Origin of the sequence: Vibrio sp. nBUS_14, assembly GCF_051201655.1 — a bacterium.
Taxonomy (GTDB): domain Bacteria; phylum Pseudomonadota; class Gammaproteobacteria; order Enterobacterales; family Vibrionaceae; genus Vibrio.
This window is the reverse complement of the sequence record NZ_CP179206.1, coordinates 3151568-3168804: the sequence shown is the minus strand read 5'-3', so window position 1 is coordinate 3168804 and position 17237 is coordinate 3151568. Positions and strand designations below refer to the sequence as shown.

Sequence of the window (17237 nt, the reverse complement as noted above, 5' to 3'; positions counted from 1 at the left end):
TACATCGAGGTCTGGATATGGGAAAATAACGCGCACAATGGCGGTTAAGTGAACGGTAAGCTTAATCAAAGCCGTGACGTTCGACAATGATTCCAAGACATAATAGTGAGTCCTGGATACAAATTACTTATTAAAAGATACATTAGGCACAAGCAATGGCACGTTTTTTTCAACCAAAAAAGAAAACTCAATTCGAGACCAAGCACCAATCGGTTTTGGTTGAACGAATGGATCACAATGGGGCAGGGATTGCTTATCAGAAAAATAAGCCCGTTTTTATTGATGGTGCATTGCCGGGTGAGCAGGTTGTTATTCAGCTCATCGAGAGTAAGAGTAAATTTGCGCGAGCAAAACTGATTAAATTACTTGAGCCAAGCGAACTGCGTTTGAAGCCTTTCTGTAAACACTTTAATCAGTGCGGTGGCTGCCATCTCCAGCATCTCGGCTACTCCTCTCAGGTAGAGCATAAGGCGCAGTCTTTGAGCCATTTAATGAGCCAATATCAAACGGATAAAACAGACGTTGTTGAACCGATTATTGGTGATGAAACAGGTTATCGCCGCCGTGCGCGCATCAGCTTGTTTGTTGATAAGAAAACACAGAAACTTCAGTTTGGTTTCCGCAAAAAGCAAAGCAAGCAGATTGAAAATATTACCGATTGTGCGGTGCTTGACCCTCGCCTTAATACTTTGCTGCCAAAGCTGAAAAGTTTACTGAATACTTTCAGCAACCTTACTTCTTTAGGACACGTTGAATTAGTGATCGGGGATACTGGTCCAGTCATGGTGCTACGCCACCTTAAGCCTTTGATTGAAAAAGATAAGCAATCTTTGATTGAGCTGGCTCAGACAGAAGGCGCTACGCTGTATTCTATGCCAGAAACTGACAAGTTGATTCGTTTGATGGGTGATACGCCAAGCTATAGCGAAACTGGCGTAACCTTGCCTTTTGAGCCAAACCACTTCATTCAAGTGAATCAAAAGGTCAATCAACAGATGGTCACTCAAGCGATTGAATGGTTGGAGCCTCAAGCTGATGAGCGAGTGCTCGACTTGTTTTGTGGCTTAGGAAACTTCAGCCTACCTATCGCACAGCAATCTGCGTTTGTTGTGGGTGTTGAAGGTGTCGATGAAATGGTTCAACAGGCAACGTCTAACGCAGCTTTGAATCAATTAAGTAATACAGAATTCTTCCAAGCGAACCTTGAAGAAGAGCTGTCTTCACAACCTTGGGCAAAAGAAAGATTTGATAAAATCTTACTTGATCCAGCACGTGCAGGAGCGAGTGGGATCGTTGATCAAATTTCAGGGTTAAGAGCGAAGCGTGTGGTTTATGTTTCGTGTAATCCTGCTACTCTAGCTAGAGATTCAGAGAGCTTGGAAAAACAAGGCTACCAATTGGCTAAGCTAGGCATGTTGGACATGTTCCCTCATACCAGTCATCTCGAATCGATGGCTCTCTTTATTAAGGCTTAGAAGTCCTTAAATAAGGCTTAAAAATGTATTACAAAGGTGCGGGACTGCCTGCACCGATATCAATATGAGTCGAACTAATGTGGAACCAGTTAGTCATATTGAATTGGGTATAAAACATAATAACTAGGAAGGCATGATGGTTGCGGTACGAAGCGCACATTTAAACCCAAGCGAACAGTTTGAGCTAGATAATTGGATTGCGTCACTGAATCAAGACGCAAAAACCTCGAATAAACTGACCAAAGTTTATCGTCACTGTGAAGAGCTATTAAAAGATCACGAGCAAGGTGAACTTTTGCTTTGGCGTGGTCGCGAGATGATCGAAATCTTGGTCACCTTGTCGATGGATCGCGCTACTTTAGTTGCGGCACAACTCTTCCCTGTCGTATCAAGCGGTGTTTTTGAGCGTGAAGCGTTTGAAGAAAGTTACGGAAAGGAAACCGTAAAGCTGATTGATGGCGTGGAAGAAATGGCGGCTTTGGGCCAGCTAAATGTGACCCTTGAAGGCAGTGCAGCCTCGGGTCAAGTCGATAATGTTCGACGAATGCTATTGGCAATGGTGGATGATTTCCGCTGCGTAGTCATCAAACTAGCAGAGCGAATTTGTAACCTCATAGAAGTGAAAAAGGCTCCTGATGCTGTGCGCCGTGCGGCAGCAAAAGAGTGTGCCAACATCTATGCGCCTCTAGCAAACCGTCTTGGTATTGGTCAGCTAAAGTGGGAAATTGAAGATTACGCTTTCCGCTACCAACAACCAGATACCTATAAGCAGATTGCTAAACAGCTGTCTGAGCGCCGTATCGTGCGCGAACAATACATTACTGACTTTGTCGACGATCTCACGTCAGAAATGAACCGTTCAAGCATCAATGCTGAAGTCAGCGGTCGGCCAAAACACATCTACAGTATCTGGCGTAAAATGCAGAAAAAAGGCTTAGAGTTTGATGAGCTTTTTGACGTGCGTGCGGTGCGTATTATCGCAGACCAGCTGCAAGACTGTTATGCCGGCTTAGGTGTGGTTCACACCAAATATAAACACCTACCCAGTGAATTTGATGACTACGTGGCGAATCCTAAGCCAAATGGTTATCAGTCGATTCATACCATAGTTCTTGGCCCTGAAGGCAAGACTATTGAAATTCAGATTAGAACCAAGCAGATGCATGAAGACTCTGAATTAGGCGTTGCTGCGCACTGGAAATACAAAGAAGGCGCATCTAGCGGCGTACGCAGTGGCTACGATGAGAAAATCACCTGGTTGCGTAAGCTTATCGACTGGCAAGAAGAGATGTCGGATTCTGGCGAAATGCTGGATGAAGTCCGTAGCCAAGTCTTTGATGACCGTGTCTATGCCTTTACACCACGCGGTGATGTGGTTGATTTACCAATGGGTGCAACACCGTTGGATTTTGCTTACCACATCCACTCGATGGTTGGACACCGTTGTATCGGTGCCAAAGTGGCAGGTCGAATCGTTCCGTTTACTCATAAGTTGGCGATGGGGGATCAAGTTGAGATCATCACTCAAAAAGAACCGAATCCATCACGTGATTGGCTAAACCCGACCACAGGTTTTGTTCATTCAAGTCGAGCTCGTGCAAAAATTAACGCTTGGTTCCGTGCTCAGAGTCGTGAGAAAAACCTCGAAGCTGGACGAGATATTTTAGAAGTCGAGCTAGGTAGAGTCGGCGCAACACTGAAAGATGCAGAGCAATACGCGCTGAAACGATTCAACGTCAACACTCCAGATGAGTTGTATGCGGGTATTGGTAGCGGCGATTTACGTATCAACCAAGTCGTTAATCACATCAATGCTTTGGTCAATAAGCCAACGGCGGAAGAAGAAGATAAGAAAGCGCTAGAGAAGTTGCTTGAATCTGACAATAAGCCCGCGCATCAAAGTCGCCCGAAAAAGGATGCGGTCGTTGTTGAAGGTGTTGATAACCTAATGACCCACTTGGCTCGTTGTTGTCAGCCAATCCCTGGCGATGTGATCAAAGGTTACATTACTCAAGGGCGTGGTATCTCAGTACACCGCAGCGATTGCGAACAGCTGAGTGAGCTTAACCTGCATGCTCCCGAACGTATCATCGATACCGTGTGGGGCGATGGTTTTGTAGGCTCGTATATCTTAACGCTGCGTGTAGAGGCGTTGGAACGTACCGGTTTGTTGAAGGACATAACATCCCTGTTCTTGAACGAAAAAGTCAGTGTGACGACAATGAAGAGCCGTATTGATTATAAACGTCAGCTGTCGGTGATGGATTTCGATTTGGAAGTGACCAACATTGAGATTCTGAGCCGAGTGACCAGCCGAGTCGAGCAGATCAAAGATGTTATGAGCGTAAAACGCCTCGGCTAAAATTCTCGTCATACTTGAAGCTGATGGTGTTGTTGCCTGCGCGCACTCCGGAGTGCCGGCCCAGGCTCATCACATAGACAAGCTATGCTCAGGAGTCTCGTTTGCTTGTCGCCTAGCCACAGTTTCAATTATTTAGAGAATTAGACAGTATCAACAAAGGTGAGTGGTTTTGGCTGCTCACCTTTTTTAGTTTTAGTGAAGCTTTAAATTTAACAATCAAAGACAGTGGATAGGAAGAATAGATGAATCACCCGATTGAACAACTTGAACAGATTATGACTAAGCTGCGTGATCCAGAAGGTGGCTGTCCTTGGGATTTGAAACAAAATTTTGAAACAATTGTGCCGCATACTATCGAAGAGACGTATGAGGTGGTGGATGCGATCCACAATAAAGATTGGCCAAACCTACAAGAAGAGTTGGGTGACCTGTTGTTTCAGGTGATCTTCTACAGCCAACTGGCGAAAGAGCTGGGTTTGTTTGAGTTCTCTGATGTGGTCGATGGTATTAATGAGAAGCTGACGCGCCGTCATCCTCATGTCTTTTCTGATAAAGAGTTTGCCAGTGATGAAGAAATTCATGCCAACTGGGAAGCTGAAAAAGCCAAAGAAAAAGCACAGGCAGGAAAAACTCAGGAAAGTATTCTAGACTCAATACCAAACTCTCTACCCGCACTTTCGCGTGCTACAAAAATTCAAAAGCAAGTCGCGAAATTTGGCTTTGATTGGGACTCTATTGGCCCAGTTGCCGATAAGGTTTTAGAGGAAGTTGATGAGGTATTAGAAGAAGCGCTTCAAGTAACGCCAAACGAAGATTTAGTTGAAGAAGAACTGGGTGATTTGTTGTTTGCTACCGTCAATTTAGTGCGACATTTAGGTAAAAATCCAGAAACGGCTCTCAATAAAGCCAATCTGAAATTTTCACGCCGCTTTAAAGGTGTGGAACAAAAAGTTCGTCAGCAAGATAAAATGTTGACCGATTTTTCTCTACAACAGCTTGATTCCATGTGGGATGAAGTCAAAGTGGCGGAGAAAAGATCATCAAAGCTTTTATCATGAATTGATTTGAAGCAAAAAATAAAAAATTGCAGTGTGATAGATTTCACGTTGTGGCGATAAGGGGCTTCTGGTATATTTTCATCCCGTCCAGAAGTAATCCATTTCCCTCATTCAACCAATTTCAGGTTAAACATGACGACAAATTACATTTTTGTTACTGGCGGGGTTGTATCCTCTCTAGGTAAAGGTATTGCAGCAGCATCTCTTGCGGCTATTTTAGAAGCTCGTGGTCTTAAAGTGACTATGATGAAGCTTGACCCTTACATCAACGTTGATCCAGGCACTATGAGCCCGACTCAACACGGTGAAGTGTTCGTTACGGAAGATGGCGCTGAAACAGACCTTGACCTTGGTCACTATGAGCGATTCATTCGCACCAAGATGACTAAGCGTAACAACTTCACAGCAGGTCGTGTTTATGCTGATGTTCTACGCAATGAACGTCGTGGTGACTATCTAGGTGCAACAATTCAGGTTATCCCTCACATCACTAACTCTATCAAAGAACGCGTAATCTCTGGTGCTAAAGGCCACGATATCGCGCTTGTTGAAGTTGGTGGTACTGTAGGTGATATCGAATCTTTACCATTCATGGAAGCGATTCGTCAGCTAGCAGTAGAACTCGGCCGTGAACGCGCAATGTTCATGCACCTTACTCTAGTGCCATACCTAGCAGCTGCGGGCGAAGTGAAAACTAAGCCAACGCAACACTCTGTAAAAGAGCTGCTGTCTATCGGTATCCAGCCTGACATCCTAGTTTGTCGTTCAGATCGTGTTATCCCTGCAAACGAACGTAAGAAAATTGCTCTTTTCTGTAATGTACAAGAAAAAGCCGTTATCTCTATGAAAGACGTAGATTCAATCTACAAGATCCCACAATTAATCCGTGCTCAAGGCATTGATGATCTTGTATGTACGCGTTTCGGTATCAATGCACCAGAAGCTGATCTGTCTGAGTGGGAACAAGTCATTTACGAAGAAGCTAACCCTACGGGTGAAGTGACGATTGGTATGGTTGGTAAGTACATTGAACTGCCTGACGCATACAAATCAGTGAATGAAGCGTTGAAACATGCAGGCTTGAAAAATCGCCTAAGTGTCACAATTAAATATGTAGATTCACAAGATGTTGAATCTAAAGGCACAGAAATTCTACAAGATCTAGATGCAATCCTAGTTCCTGGTGGTTTTGGCGATCGTGGTGTTGAAGGTAAGATCCTTGCTGCACAATACGCTCGTGAAAACAAAGTACCTTACTTAGGTATCTGTCTAGGTATGCAAGTTGCTCTTATTGAGTACGCTCGTAACGTTGCGAAAATGGAAGGTGCACACTCTTCTGAATTCTGCAAAGAAACTAAATACCCTGTTGTTGGCCTAATCACTGAGTGGATTGACGGCGAAGGTAAAGTTGAAGAGCGTACTGAGAAATCAGACCTAGGCGGCACAATGCGCCTTGGTTCACAGCTTTGTCACCTAGCGAAAGGGACGAAAGCTTACGAATTATACGGTAGCGCGACGATCCATGAACGTCACCGTCACCGTTACGAAGTGAACAACAATCTTCGTCCACAAATCGAAAAAGCGGGCCTAAAAGTATCGGGGCTATCTGCGGACAAGAAGCTGGTTGAAGTTATCGAGAACCCGAACCACCCATGGTTCGTTGCTGCTCAGTTCCACCCAGAGTTCACTTCAACACCTCGCGATGGTCACCCATTGTTTGCAGGTTTCGTTAAAGCAGCTGGTGAATTCCAGCGCGGCGAATTAGAAAAGTAAAAAGGAATACAGGTAGCTGCGTAAGTTGTGCTGCTACCTTTAAATTTGACATTTATATATTCAACGAGAAGGAAACATTCAATGTCTAAGATCGTTAAAGTTCTAGGTCGTGAAATCATCGATTCACGTGGTAACCCAACTGTAGAAGCTGAAGTACACCTAGAAGGCGGTTTCGTAGGTATGGCTGCTGCTCCATCTGGCGCATCTACTGGTTCTCGCGAAGCTCTTGAGCTACGTGACGGCGACAAATCCCGTTTCCTAGGTAAAGGTGTTCTTAAAGCAATTGAAGCTGTAAGCGGCCCAATCGCAGACGCTCTAGTTGGTAAAGACGCTAAAGCACAAGCTGACGTTGACCAAGTTATGCTTGATCTAGACGGTACTGAGAATAAGTCTAAGTTTGGCGCTAACGCTATCCTTGCTGTTTCTCTAGCTAACGCAAAAGCTGCTGCTGCTGCGAAAGGTATGCCTCTATACGAGCACATTGCTGAGCTAAACGGTACTGCTGGTCAGTTCTCTATGCCTCTACCTATGATGAACATCATCAACGGTGGCGAGCACGCTGATAACAACGTTGACATCCAAGAGTTCATGATCCAACCCGTTGGCGCTAAAACTCTTAAAGAAGGTCTGCGTATCGGCGCTGAAGTATTCCACAACCTAGCTAAAGTTCTTAAGTCTAAAGGCTACAGCACTGCTGTTGGTGATGAAGGTGGTTTCGCTCCTAACCTTAAATCTAACGCTGAAGCTCTAGAAGTTATCGCAGAAGCTGTTGCAGCTGCTGGTTACGAACTAGGTAAAGACGTTACTCTTGCTATGGACTGTGCAGCATCTGAGTTCTTCGACAAAGAAGCTGGCATCTATAACATGAAGGGCGAAGGTAAAACTTTCACTTCTGAAGAGTTCAACCACTACCTAGCTGAACTAGCTAACAACTTCCCAATCGTTTCTATCGAAGACGGTCTTGACGAGTCAGATTGGGATGGCTTCAAGCACCAAACTGAACTTCTAGGCGACAAGCTTCAAATCGTTGGTGACGATCTGTTCGTTACAAACACTAAGATTCTTGCTGAAGGTATCGAGAAAGGCGTAGCTAACTCTATCCTTATCAAGTTCAACCAAATCGGTTCTCTAACAGAGACTCTAGCTGCTATCAAGATGGCTAAAGACGCTGGCTACACAGCAGTAATCTCTCACCGTTCTGGCGAAACTGAAGATGCAACTATCGCTGATCTAGCGGTAGGTACAGCTGCAGGTCAAATCAAAACTGGTTCTATGAGCCGTTCTGACCGTGTTGCTAAGTACAACCAACTTATCCGTATCGAAGAAGCTCTAGGTTCTAAAGCTCCTTTCAACGGTCTTAAAGAAGTTAAAGGTCAATAATTCACTCTGAATTATTAGCTTAAAGCTTTTGAAAGCGCTCTACTTCGGTAGGGCGTTTTTTTTGCCTGTAGAAAATGGTGGAAAGAAGCTCTAGATTCTAAAGCTCCTCTTTTTTACAACGAAAGCGGTCTCAAATAAGTTAAAGGTCAATAATCTTTTTGGTTTTAAACCAACGGAATTGTTAATCTAAGCATTTTAAATGCCTCGCTTATGCGGGGCATTTTTTTGCCTCAAATTCGTCATTCCTTAGACTAACGAAGAAAGGAGTGGGGAACTTCATTGTTACCACTCACTATTCTGTCCAATAATTCCCCGACTTATTGATTCCCAGACACCACATATCTCGCACCAATAAGCTCATTATGGTATATATGTGCCTTATTCTAGTTCCTTCTTTTTCAACCGGCGAAAGGTGTTATGCGAATTTTTGCTTTAGTACTGCTCATAGTGTTTGGCTGGCTACAACACACACTGTGGCTCGGTAAAAATGGTATTTCTGATTACTACGGTGTGAACAACGAAATCCAAGTTCAGCAGCAAGTAAATGAAAAGCTTCATCTGCGTAATGCTGAGATGTTTGCGGAAATCGACGATCTACGCCAAGGCTTAGACGCGATAGAAGAGCGCGCACGTCATGAGCTTGGAATGGTGAAAGAAGGCGAAACGTTTTATCGTATTATTGGTGAGGAATCTCATTAATGTCGAACCAACTTCAAAGCGTTATTGCAGTGGTCCCCGCTGCGGGCGTCGGCAGCCGAATGAAGGCAGACCGTCCCAAGCAATATCTTCAAATTCACGGTAAAACGATTTTAGAGCACACTGTTGAGAAACTGTTGTCTCACCCTCAGGTGTCTAAAATCGTGGTAGCGGTCAGCGACGATGACCCTTATTACCCTGAATTACCGCTTAACCTTAATCCACAGGTGATCAGAGTTTTCGGCGGAACGGAAAGAGCCGACTCGGTGCTTTCGGCTCTGGATTATATTGCCCGACAGCAACTCAGTGATTGGGTGATGGTACATGATGCCGCTAGGCCTTGTATCCAATTGAGCGATATCGACAAACTGATCTCTGGGGCCATGACCCATGATGTGGGCGCAATTTTAGCAGCGCCGGTTCGCGATACAATGAAGCGTGGGGCTCAGGGACAAATTGAACACACGGTCGATCGCGTCGATCTTTGGCATGCGCTTACCCCTCAGATGTTTCGATCTAAGCCTTTACGGACAGTCTTAAATGAGGCCTTACAACAAGGCGTTTCGATTACCGATGAGGCCTCTGCGTTTGAGTGGAAAGGTTTATCACCAGCATTGATTGCTGGGCGTTCAGATAATTTTAAGATTACTCAGCCTGAAGATTTGGCTTTGGCTGAGTTCTATTTAAGTCAGAATAAGGAATAAAGATGATTCGTATTGGTCATGGCTTTGATGTACACAAATTTGGTGGCGAAGGCCCGGTAATTATTGGTGGCGTGAGTGTCCCTTATGAGCAGGGTCTTATCGCACACTCTGACGGTGATGTTGCCTTGCACGCATTATGCGATGCTTTACTGGGTTCGATTGCAGCCGGTGATATTGGTCGTCATTTCCCTGATACGGACGATGAATGGAAAGGCGCAGATAGCCGCGAATTACTTAAAGATGTTTACCGTCGAGTAAAAGAGCAAGGTTATGTGATTGGTAATGCGGATATTACTATCATGGCGCAAGCTCCAAAGATGGCTCCTCATATAGATTCTATGTGCCAAGCCATTGCTCAAGATTTAGAAACAAGCATTAGCAATGTGAATGTAAAAGCCACGACTACCGAACGTTTAGGTTTTACAGGTCGCAAAGAGGGCATCGCATGTGAAGCGGTGGTCCTAATTACTAAAAGTGCGTAAGCACCAACACGAAAAGAACAGCATGTCAGATATTTTATCTTCATTGGCTTACCTAAACGGTAAACCAACTGCGAAAGCAAAACTAAAAGCAAAAGCCGAACACTTTGTCGTTAATGAAGACTTGGGTTTTGAGTTTACTGGTGAAGGCGAACACCTGATGGTGCGTATTCGTAAAACTGGTGAGAACACGAGCTTCGTAGCAAACGAGCTGGCTAAAGCGTGTGGTGTTAAGTCGAAAGACGTTAGCTGGGCTGGTTTGAAAGACCGTCATGCTGTGACAGAACAGTGGTTGAGCGTGCATCTACCAAAAGGTGAACCTGACTTTTCTGCTTTTCTCGCACAATACCCAAGCATTGAGATCTTGGCGACAGCACGTCACAACAAAAAGTTACGTCCAGGCGATTTAGTTGGCAACCAATTCGAGCTTACTTTGTCTGAAGTAACGGACTGTGATGATGTGGTAAAGCGTTTAGAAAAAGTCGCTCAAGTCGGTGTGCCAAATTACTTTGGTGCTCAGCGCTTTGGTAATGAAGGTAACAACTTATCTGAGGCTCGTCGTTGGGGGCGTGAAAACGTTCGTACGCGTAATCAAAATAAGCGCAGCTTGTATCTCTCTGCAGCTCGTTCTTGGATCTACAACTTAATCCTTTCTGAGCGTATTGAGCAAGATGCGTTTACGTCGGCATTGGTTGGCGATATCGTCGTTAAAGACGGCGCTCAATTAGCTATGGCGGCAGATAACATCGAAACGGTAAATCAAGATATCGCGAACGGTTCTGCGTTTATTACCGTTGCTTTAGCTGGAGATAATGCGTTACCGACGACCGATGAGGCTCAAGCTCTAGAGCAGAAACACCTTGATGCTGAACCGGATCTAATGGCTCTTATTTGTGGCAACCGTATGCGTCATGATCGCCGTGAAGCTTCATTGAAGCCGATGGGTTTAGCGTGGGAAGTGAACGAAGACAATGTCACTCTTAAGTTCTCTCTTGATGCGGGTTGTTTCGCAACCGCTATTGTCCGTGAATTGGTTGAAGAAGTTCACGTAGAGAGAAGCTACGAGCAATAACGATTCTGCTTGGAGCGAAGTCACTTGATATCGGAAATTAAGTGACTTGGCATTGGAACAAAAGAAAGGATACAAGATGAAGATTTTACTCAGTAACGATGATGGTGTGCATGCTCAGGGTATTCATGAGTTGGCCAATGAATTACGTGATCTTGCTGAAATTATCATTGTTGCACCTGACCGTAATCGCTCAGGTGCTTCAAATTCATTAACTTTAGAGCAGCCTTTACGTGTTCAAGAAATTACTGAAAATACATATTCGGTACAAGGAACACCGACCGACTGTGTACATTTTGCATTAAATGAATTGCTAAAGAATGATATGCCCGAACTGGTATTAACGGGTATTAATCATGGTGCTAATCTAGGTGATGATGTGCTTTATTCAGGCACAGTGGCTGCAGCCATGGAAGGGCATTTTTTAGGCGTTCAATCGGTGGCGTTTTCTCTGGTGGGTAAAAAACATTTTAAGACAGCGGCGGCCATTGCTCGTCGTATCGTCGAACAACATTTAGTAACCCCAATCCCAACCAATCGCTTGTTAAACGTTAATATCCCTGATTTAGCTTTAGAGCAGTTGTCTGGCACTCAGGTGACACGCCTAGGTGCTCGTCATCATGCTGAAGATATGATTAAGCAAAAAGACCCACGTGGTCATGATATCTATTGGCTTGGCCCTCCTGGCAAAGAGCAAGATGCCGGTGAAGGCACCGATTTTTATGCTATCGAGCATGGCTTTGTATCAGTAACACCGTTACAAGTTGACCTGACAGCGCATGAGTCGCTAGGTGCGATGACAGCATGGTTAGGGGAGAAGTAAGTGAGTAATCCTCAAGCAGAGCGCTTAATTACTTTTCTGATTGAAAATGGTATTCAGGAACAAAAGGTTCTTGATGCTATTTATCAACTGCCGAGAGAGAGCTTTTTATCACAGGCGATGTATCATCAAGCCTATGATAATAATGCGCTTCCTATCGGACAGGGCCAGACGATTTCTCAGCCGTACATTGTCGCTAAGATGACAGAGTTGCTAGAATTACAGCAAAATAGCCGTGTTTTAGAAATCGGTACGGGTTCTGGCTATCAAACGGCCGTCTTGGCTCAACTGGTTGATCATGTGTATTCGGTTGAAAGAATTAAATCATTGCAATGGGATGCTAAGCGTCGCCTCAAGCAGCTCGATTTCTACAACATATCAACCAAACATGGCGATGGTTGGCAAGGCTGGGCAGCAAAAGCGCCTTTTGATGCCATTATTGTAACAGCAGCAGCGGAGTCGATCCCTCAAGCACTCCTGCAGCAGCTAAAAGATGGTGGTCGCTTGTTGATTCCTGTTGGTGATGATGAACAACAGTTGCTGAAAATCGTTCGCCATGGTGATGAGTTCTTATCCAGCGTGATTGAAATGGTAAGGTTTGTACCTCTTGTTCCTGGTGAGCTAGCTTAATAACAAGACTAATGGTGTAGGTGGATAGATAGTCGATGCGTTCGAAGGTTTTTAAAGGAAGTACTTTGTTACTTAGCTGTGCACTTGTTGGGTGTGCGGCTAACTCGCCTGCGCCAGTTTCTAGCCTAAACAAAAATTACTCATCGATTGATCGTGGTAGTTATCGTGGCAGTTACTATGAAGTCAAAAAAGGCGATACCCTTTATTTCATTGCTTATGTCACCAATAAAGACGTTAAAGACCTTGTGAGTTATAACAACCTCGCAGCACCTTACACTATTCATCCCGGACAGAAGCTTAAGTTATGGCGTCCTAGCTATAGCGCGCCAGCGTATGGTAAATCAACGGTCGTTGCGGCAGCTGTGGTAGCTCCTGCAGCCGCTGCCACGACAGCGTCTGCGAGCAGTAAGCCTAAAACTACTCCGCCAAAGAGTAAAAACTCTAATTCCAAGCCTGCGCAAACTTCCGCCAAACCGGTGAAAAAAGATCCACCAAAGAAGGTTGAACAATCCAAATCAAAGGAGTATGTTGGGTCTAAAGGTAAACAGAATGTTACACCGTCCACCAAACCAACAAATGATAAAGTATCCAAATGGTTATGGCCAACTAAAGGGAGAGTAATCAAGAATTTCTCGGTAGGCGAACAAGGAAATAAAGGCATAGACATAGCAGGACAGCGAGGTCAGCCAATAGTATCTACTGCAGGGGGAACGGTTGTTTATTCGGGTAATGCACTACGAGGCTACGGCAATCTAGTGATTGTGAAGCACAATGATAATTACTTAAGTGCATACGCGCACAACGACCGACTATTAGTATCTGAAGGGCAAAGTGTGAAACCAGGGCAGAAGATTGCAACAATGGGAAGCTCTGGAGCCAGCAGTGTTAGGCTGCACTTTGAGATTCGTTACCAAGGCAAATCCGTTAATCCAAAACGATATTTACCTTAAATACAGTATGCAAAATTACGTATTGTATGGAGTGACACAGTCATTTAGCGACATATGAAGTTGTAATGTCATGCTAATTTCGCCAGGGGGAGGCGTTATGAGTATAAGCAATGCAGTAACCAAAGAAGAGTTCGATCTTAACCAAGCAACCACGGAACCGGAAGCTCTTGGAAAAGCAAAACGAACAGTCAAAAAGAAAGCCGAAACGAAAGAAGAGACTGAAGTTACATCTAAGAGTTTAGATGCTACTCAACTCTACTTAGGCGAAATCGGTTTCTCACCACTATTAACCGCTGAAGAAGAAGTGCTTTATGCACGTCGAGCTCTACGCGGTGATGAAGCAGCACGCAAACGCATGATCGAAAGTAACCTGCGTTTGGTGGTAAAAATTTCTCGTCGTTATAGCAACCGTGGTCTTGCACTTCTCGATCTTATTGAAGAAGGCAACCTAGGTTTGATTCGCGCCGTAGAGAAGTTTGACCCAGAGCGTGGCTTCCGCTTCTCAACTTACGCGACATGGTGGATTCGTCAAACCATTGAACGTGCGCTAATGAATCAGACTCGCACTATCCGTTTGCCAATTCATGTTGTGAAAGAGCTGAACATCTACCTGCGTACTGCGCGAGAGTTATCACAAAAACTTGACCACGAACCAACGGCTGAAGAGATCGCTTCTAAGTTAGATAAACCAGTTGGTGATGTGAGTAAGATGCTTCGTCTAAACGAAAGAGTGAGCTCCGTTGATACGCCGATTGGTGGTGATGGTGAGAAAGCGCTACTGGATATTATTCCGGACATCAACAACTCAGATCCTGAGGTTTCAACTCAAGATAGCGATATCAAAAACTCGTTAATTTTCTGGCTTGATGAGCTGAATCCTAAGCAGAAAGAGGTGCTTGCGCGTCGCTTTGGACTACTTGGCTATGAACCGTCAACATTAGAAGAAGTAGGCCGTGAAATCAGCCTGACTCGTGAACGTGTTCGTCAAATCCAAGTTGAAGGCCTTCGTCGTCTACGTGAGATTCTAATCAAGCAAGGCTTGAACATGGAAAATCTGTTCAACGTAGAAAACGACTAAATGAACTGATGATGTTTCTTTGAATAGAAGACAAATAAAAACGCTGACTTTAAGTCAGCGTTTTTTTGTTTGTGGCTTTTGTATTTGATGCTGCCGACTTAAACGACAGTACAAAGCGACAATAACCAGCTATTTGGAAAGAGACTAAAGCAACTTCTTCAAGCGGTAGAGTTCCTCTAATGCTTGGCGAGGGGTTAGATCATCTGGATCAACATTCGCAAGTGCTTGTTCTACTTCGCTTGGTTCAGGTATCAGGCTCAGTTGGTTCGCGATATCAACGCCACTTGGCTTTGATGTCGGAGAGTCGATACTCAATGCTTCTAGCTGAGTCAGCTTCGCACGTGCGTTTTTGATCACCGCTTTAGGTACACCTGCCAATCCAGCAACCGCAAGACCATAAGATTTACTTGCTGCACCTTCTTGAACTGCGTGCATAAAGGCAATGCTGTCACCATGTTCAACCGCATCTAAGTGTACGTTCGCTAAGGTTGGAATTTGGTTAGGTAGTTCAGTTAGCTCAAAGTAGTGCGTTGCAAATAGTGTCATCGCATTGATTTGATTGGCTAGCCATTCAGCACTTGCCCAAGCTAGTGACAGACCATCGTAAGTACTGGTACCACGACCGATTTCATCCATTAGCACAAGGCTATTTGGTGTTGCGTTGTGCAGAATATTCGCGGTTTCTGTCATCTCAACCATGAATGTTGAACGACCCGAAGCCAAATCATCGGATGCGCCAATACGCGTAAAGATACGGTCGATAGAACCAATCGTTGCGCTTTCTGCTGGAACATAACAACCGATATGAGCCATCAGCGCAATGAGTGCGGTCTGACGCATGTAGGTCGACTTACCACCCATGTTTGGACCCGTGATGATCAGCATCTTACGTTGATCATTGAGGTCGATAGGGTTCGCAATAAACGGTTCGTCCATCACTTGTTCAACAACAGGGTGACGGCCCGCCTGAATTTGTACACCAGCAGACTCAGTCATGGTTGGACGACAGTAATCAAGGGTGTCTGCACGTTCAGCTAAGTTTTGTAGAACATCCAGTTGAGACACTGAAGAAGCGATGTTTTGTAGTCGCTCTAGATAAGGCAGTAACAAATCAAACAACTCATCCCACAATTTCTTCTCGATAGCTAGGGCTTTCGATTTAGAGCTGAGAACTTTGTCTTCGTGCTCTTTCAACTCAGGAATAATGTAGCGTTCTGCATTTTTCAGTGTTTGACGGCGAACATAGTGTGGTGGCACAAGATGGCTTTGTCCGCGGCTAACTTGAATGAAGAAACCGTGTACGTTGTTGTAGCCAACTTTAAGCGTGTCGATACCGTGACGTTCACGCTCTTCTTGCTCAAGCTTATCTAAAAACTCGGTTGCGCCAGCCGCAAGGTCGCGCCATTCATCGAGTTCTGCGTTGTAGCCTTCAGCTATCACGCCACCATCGCGGATAACCACTGGTGGGTTTTCTTTGATCGCACGCTCAAGCAGCTCTGATACTTCATCCACAGGAGATGCATATTGAGCAAGCTGAGTAAGGTATGGGTGCTTAAGTTGCGTCAGCGTTTCTGCAAGCTCTGGTAGGTATTCCATTGCTTGGCGAAGTCGTGCCATATCACGTGGACGAGCAGAACGAAGTGCAAGACGCGCAAGAATACGCTCGATATCACCGATCTGTTTCAGCGTTGGTTGTAACTCAGTAAATAGAGCTAGATCTTTCATCTCACCAATCGCATCTAGGCGTTGATCAAGAGCTGAAATATTACGCATTGGTTGATGTAACCAACGCTTAAGCATGCGGCTGCCCATAGCGGTCGCAGTATGATCGAGTACTTCGGCTAGGGTGTTGTCTGTACCGCCACTAAGATTTTGGGTGATCTCCAAATTACGGCGAGTAGCCGCGTCAAGGATCACAGAGTGATCTTGCTTATCCATTGTGAGTGAACGGATGTGTGGAAGAGCAGTACGTTGCGTGTCTTTTACATATTGAATCAAACAGCCCGCAGCGCATAAACCTAGTTTTGCGCTTTCAACGCCAAAGCCAACTAGGTCACGAGTACCAAATTGTTGATTGAGTTGTTGCTTCGCTGTATCTAATTCAAATTCCCATACTGGGCGACGGCGATTGCCATTACGACTTGCCATCAAATTTACGGGTTCGAAATCTTCAGGGAATAGCAGCTCACGTGGTGACGTTCTTTGTAGCTCTGCCGCCATTGCTTCTTCGGTTTCCGGCTCACATAGCTGGAATCGGCCAGAAGTAATATCAAGCGTCGCATAGCCGAATTTACCGTTGTGGTGGTAAATGGAGGCAATCAGGTTATCAACACGCTCAGAAAGCAATGCTTCATCGGTTACAGTTCCCGGTGTCACAATTCTTACGACAGCGCGGTCAACCGGGCCCTTTGAAGTTGCTGGATTACCAATCTGCTCACAAATCGCTACGGACTCGCCCAACTGCACTAACTTCGCTAGGTAACCTTCAACAGCGTGGTATGGAACGCCAGCCATAGGAATAGGCTCACCGTTTGAAGAGCCACGCTTGGTTAGCGAAATATCGAGGAGTTGAGAGGCTTTTTTAGCATCATCGTAGAAAAGCTCGTAGAAATCTCCCATGCGGTAGAACAGCAAAATTTCTGGATTTTCTGCTTTTAGTTTTAGGTACTGCTGCATCATAGGAGTATGTTTTTGATCGGCTTTCACAGTTAACTTCTTTCGTTTATTTCTATTGCGGCTTAGGATACGTGAAAGCGTTTCGTG

14 protein-coding genes are annotated in these 17237 nt (G+C 44.9%); 13 read left to right on the top strand and 1 reads right to left on the bottom strand.

Annotated features, from left to right (window positions below; translation table 11 throughout):
- Nucleotides 1-155 precede the first annotated feature (155 nt).
- From rlmD to rpoS, 13 genes are all read left to right on the top strand, one after another.
- The gene (rlmD, locus tag ACMAZD_RS14805; protein ID WP_435247777.1) at nt 156-1475 is read left to right on the top strand and encodes a 23S rRNA (uracil(1939)-C(5))-methyltransferase RlmD; all 1320 of its coding nucleotides are present in this window, start codon (nt 156-158) and stop codon (nt 1473-1475) included.
- Between the two features lie 136 nt (nt 1476-1611).
- Nucleotides 1612-3837 (top strand): GTP diphosphokinase, encoded by a 2226-nt coding sequence (relA, locus tag ACMAZD_RS14800; RefSeq protein WP_435247776.1) that lies wholly within the window; start codon nt 1612-1614, stop codon nt 3835-3837.
- Between the two features lie 242 nt (nt 3838-4079).
- Nucleotides 4080-4895 carry a nucleoside triphosphate pyrophosphohydrolase gene (mazG, locus tag ACMAZD_RS14795; protein WP_435247775.1) on the top strand — a complete coding sequence of 272 codons (816 nt, stop codon included), beginning with the start codon at nt 4080-4082 and terminating at the stop codon, nt 4893-4895.
- Between the two features lie 132 nt (nt 4896-5027).
- Nucleotides 5028-6668 (top strand): CTP synthase, encoded by a 1641-nt coding sequence (locus tag ACMAZD_RS14790; protein ID WP_017108150.1) that lies wholly within the window; start codon nt 5028-5030, stop codon nt 6666-6668.
- Nucleotides 6669-6749: 81 nt separating this feature from the next.
- A complete protein-coding gene (eno, locus tag ACMAZD_RS14785) occupies nt 6750-8048 on the top strand; it encodes a phosphopyruvate hydratase (protein WP_435247774.1) in 1299 nt (432 codons plus the stop codon).
- Between the two features lie 417 nt (nt 8049-8465).
- A complete protein-coding gene (gene ftsB / locus ACMAZD_RS14780; RefSeq protein WP_004735394.1) occupies nt 8466-8747 on the top strand; it encodes a cell division protein FtsB in 282 nt (93 codons plus the stop codon).
- A complete protein-coding gene (gene ispD / locus ACMAZD_RS14775; RefSeq protein WP_435247773.1) occupies nt 8747-9448 on the top strand; it encodes a 2-C-methyl-D-erythritol 4-phosphate cytidylyltransferase in 702 nt (233 codons plus the stop codon). Before ftsB ends, ispD begins: the two co-directional genes overlap by 1 nt.
- 2 nt (nt 9449-9450) lie before the next feature.
- Nucleotides 9451-9930, top strand: a complete 480-nt coding sequence (gene ispF / locus ACMAZD_RS14770; RefSeq protein WP_004735397.1) for a 2-C-methyl-D-erythritol 2,4-cyclodiphosphate synthase — start codon at nt 9451-9453, stop codon at nt 9928-9930.
- 22 nt (nt 9931-9952) lie between these two features.
- The gene (gene truD / locus ACMAZD_RS14765) at nt 9953-10999 is read left to right on the top strand and encodes a tRNA pseudouridine(13) synthase TruD (protein ID WP_435247772.1); all 1047 of its coding nucleotides are present in this window, start codon (nt 9953-9955) and stop codon (nt 10997-10999) included.
- Between the two features lie 76 nt (nt 11000-11075).
- A complete protein-coding gene (gene surE, locus ACMAZD_RS14760) occupies nt 11076-11819 on the top strand; it encodes a 5'/3'-nucleotidase SurE (RefSeq protein WP_435247771.1) in 744 nt (247 codons plus the stop codon).
- Nucleotides 11820-12446 (top strand): protein-L-isoaspartate(D-aspartate) O-methyltransferase, encoded by a 627-nt coding sequence (locus tag ACMAZD_RS14755; RefSeq protein ID WP_435247770.1) that lies wholly within the window; start codon nt 11820-11822, stop codon nt 12444-12446.
- 35 nt (nt 12447-12481) lie between these two features.
- On the top strand, nt 12482-13396 hold the full coding sequence (gene nlpD, locus ACMAZD_RS14750) for a murein hydrolase activator NlpD (RefSeq protein WP_435247769.1): 915 nt from the start codon (nt 12482-12484) through the stop codon (nt 13394-13396).
- A 97-nt stretch (nt 13397-13493) separates the two neighbouring features.
- A complete protein-coding gene (gene rpoS, locus ACMAZD_RS14745; RefSeq protein WP_029223238.1) occupies nt 13494-14474 on the top strand; it encodes an RNA polymerase sigma factor RpoS in 981 nt (326 codons plus the stop codon).
- Nucleotides 14475-14618: 144 nt separating this feature from the next.
- Here rpoS and mutS read toward each other — a convergent pair whose 3' ends face one another.
- Nucleotides 14619-17180 carry a DNA mismatch repair protein MutS gene (gene mutS, locus ACMAZD_RS14740; protein WP_372243657.1) on the bottom strand — a complete coding sequence of 854 codons (2562 nt, stop codon included), beginning with the start codon at nt 17178-17180 and terminating at the stop codon, nt 14619-14621.
- Nucleotides 17181-17237 lie beyond the last annotated feature (57 nt).

Coding starts and splice junctions, on each gene's coding strand:
- rlmD (WP_435247777.1), top strand. CDS start 156: ATGGCACGTTTTTTTCAACCAAAAAAGAAAACTCAATTCGAGACCAAG.
- relA (WP_435247776.1), top strand. CDS start 1,612: ATGGTTGCGGTACGAAGCGCACATTTAAACCCAAGCGAACAGTTTGAG.
- mazG (WP_435247775.1), top strand. CDS start 4,080: ATGAATCACCCGATTGAACAACTTGAACAGATTATGACTAAGCTGCGT.
- ACMAZD_RS14790 (WP_017108150.1), top strand. CDS start 5,028: ATGACGACAAATTACATTTTTGTTACTGGCGGGGTTGTATCCTCTCTA.
- eno (WP_435247774.1), top strand. CDS start 6,750: ATGTCTAAGATCGTTAAAGTTCTAGGTCGTGAAATCATCGATTCACGT.
- ftsB (WP_004735394.1), top strand. CDS start 8,466: ATGCGAATTTTTGCTTTAGTACTGCTCATAGTGTTTGGCTGGCTACAA.
- ispD (WP_435247773.1), top strand. CDS start 8,747: ATGTCGAACCAACTTCAAAGCGTTATTGCAGTGGTCCCCGCTGCGGGC.
- ispF (WP_004735397.1), top strand. CDS start 9,451: ATGATTCGTATTGGTCATGGCTTTGATGTACACAAATTTGGTGGCGAA.
- truD (WP_435247772.1), top strand. CDS start 9,953: ATGTCAGATATTTTATCTTCATTGGCTTACCTAAACGGTAAACCAACT.
- surE (WP_435247771.1), top strand. CDS start 11,076: ATGAAGATTTTACTCAGTAACGATGATGGTGTGCATGCTCAGGGTATT.
- nlpD (WP_435247769.1), top strand. CDS start 12,482: ATGCGTTCGAAGGTTTTTAAAGGAAGTACTTTGTTACTTAGCTGTGCA.
- rpoS (WP_029223238.1), top strand. CDS start 13,494: ATGAGTATAAGCAATGCAGTAACCAAAGAAGAGTTCGATCTTAACCAA.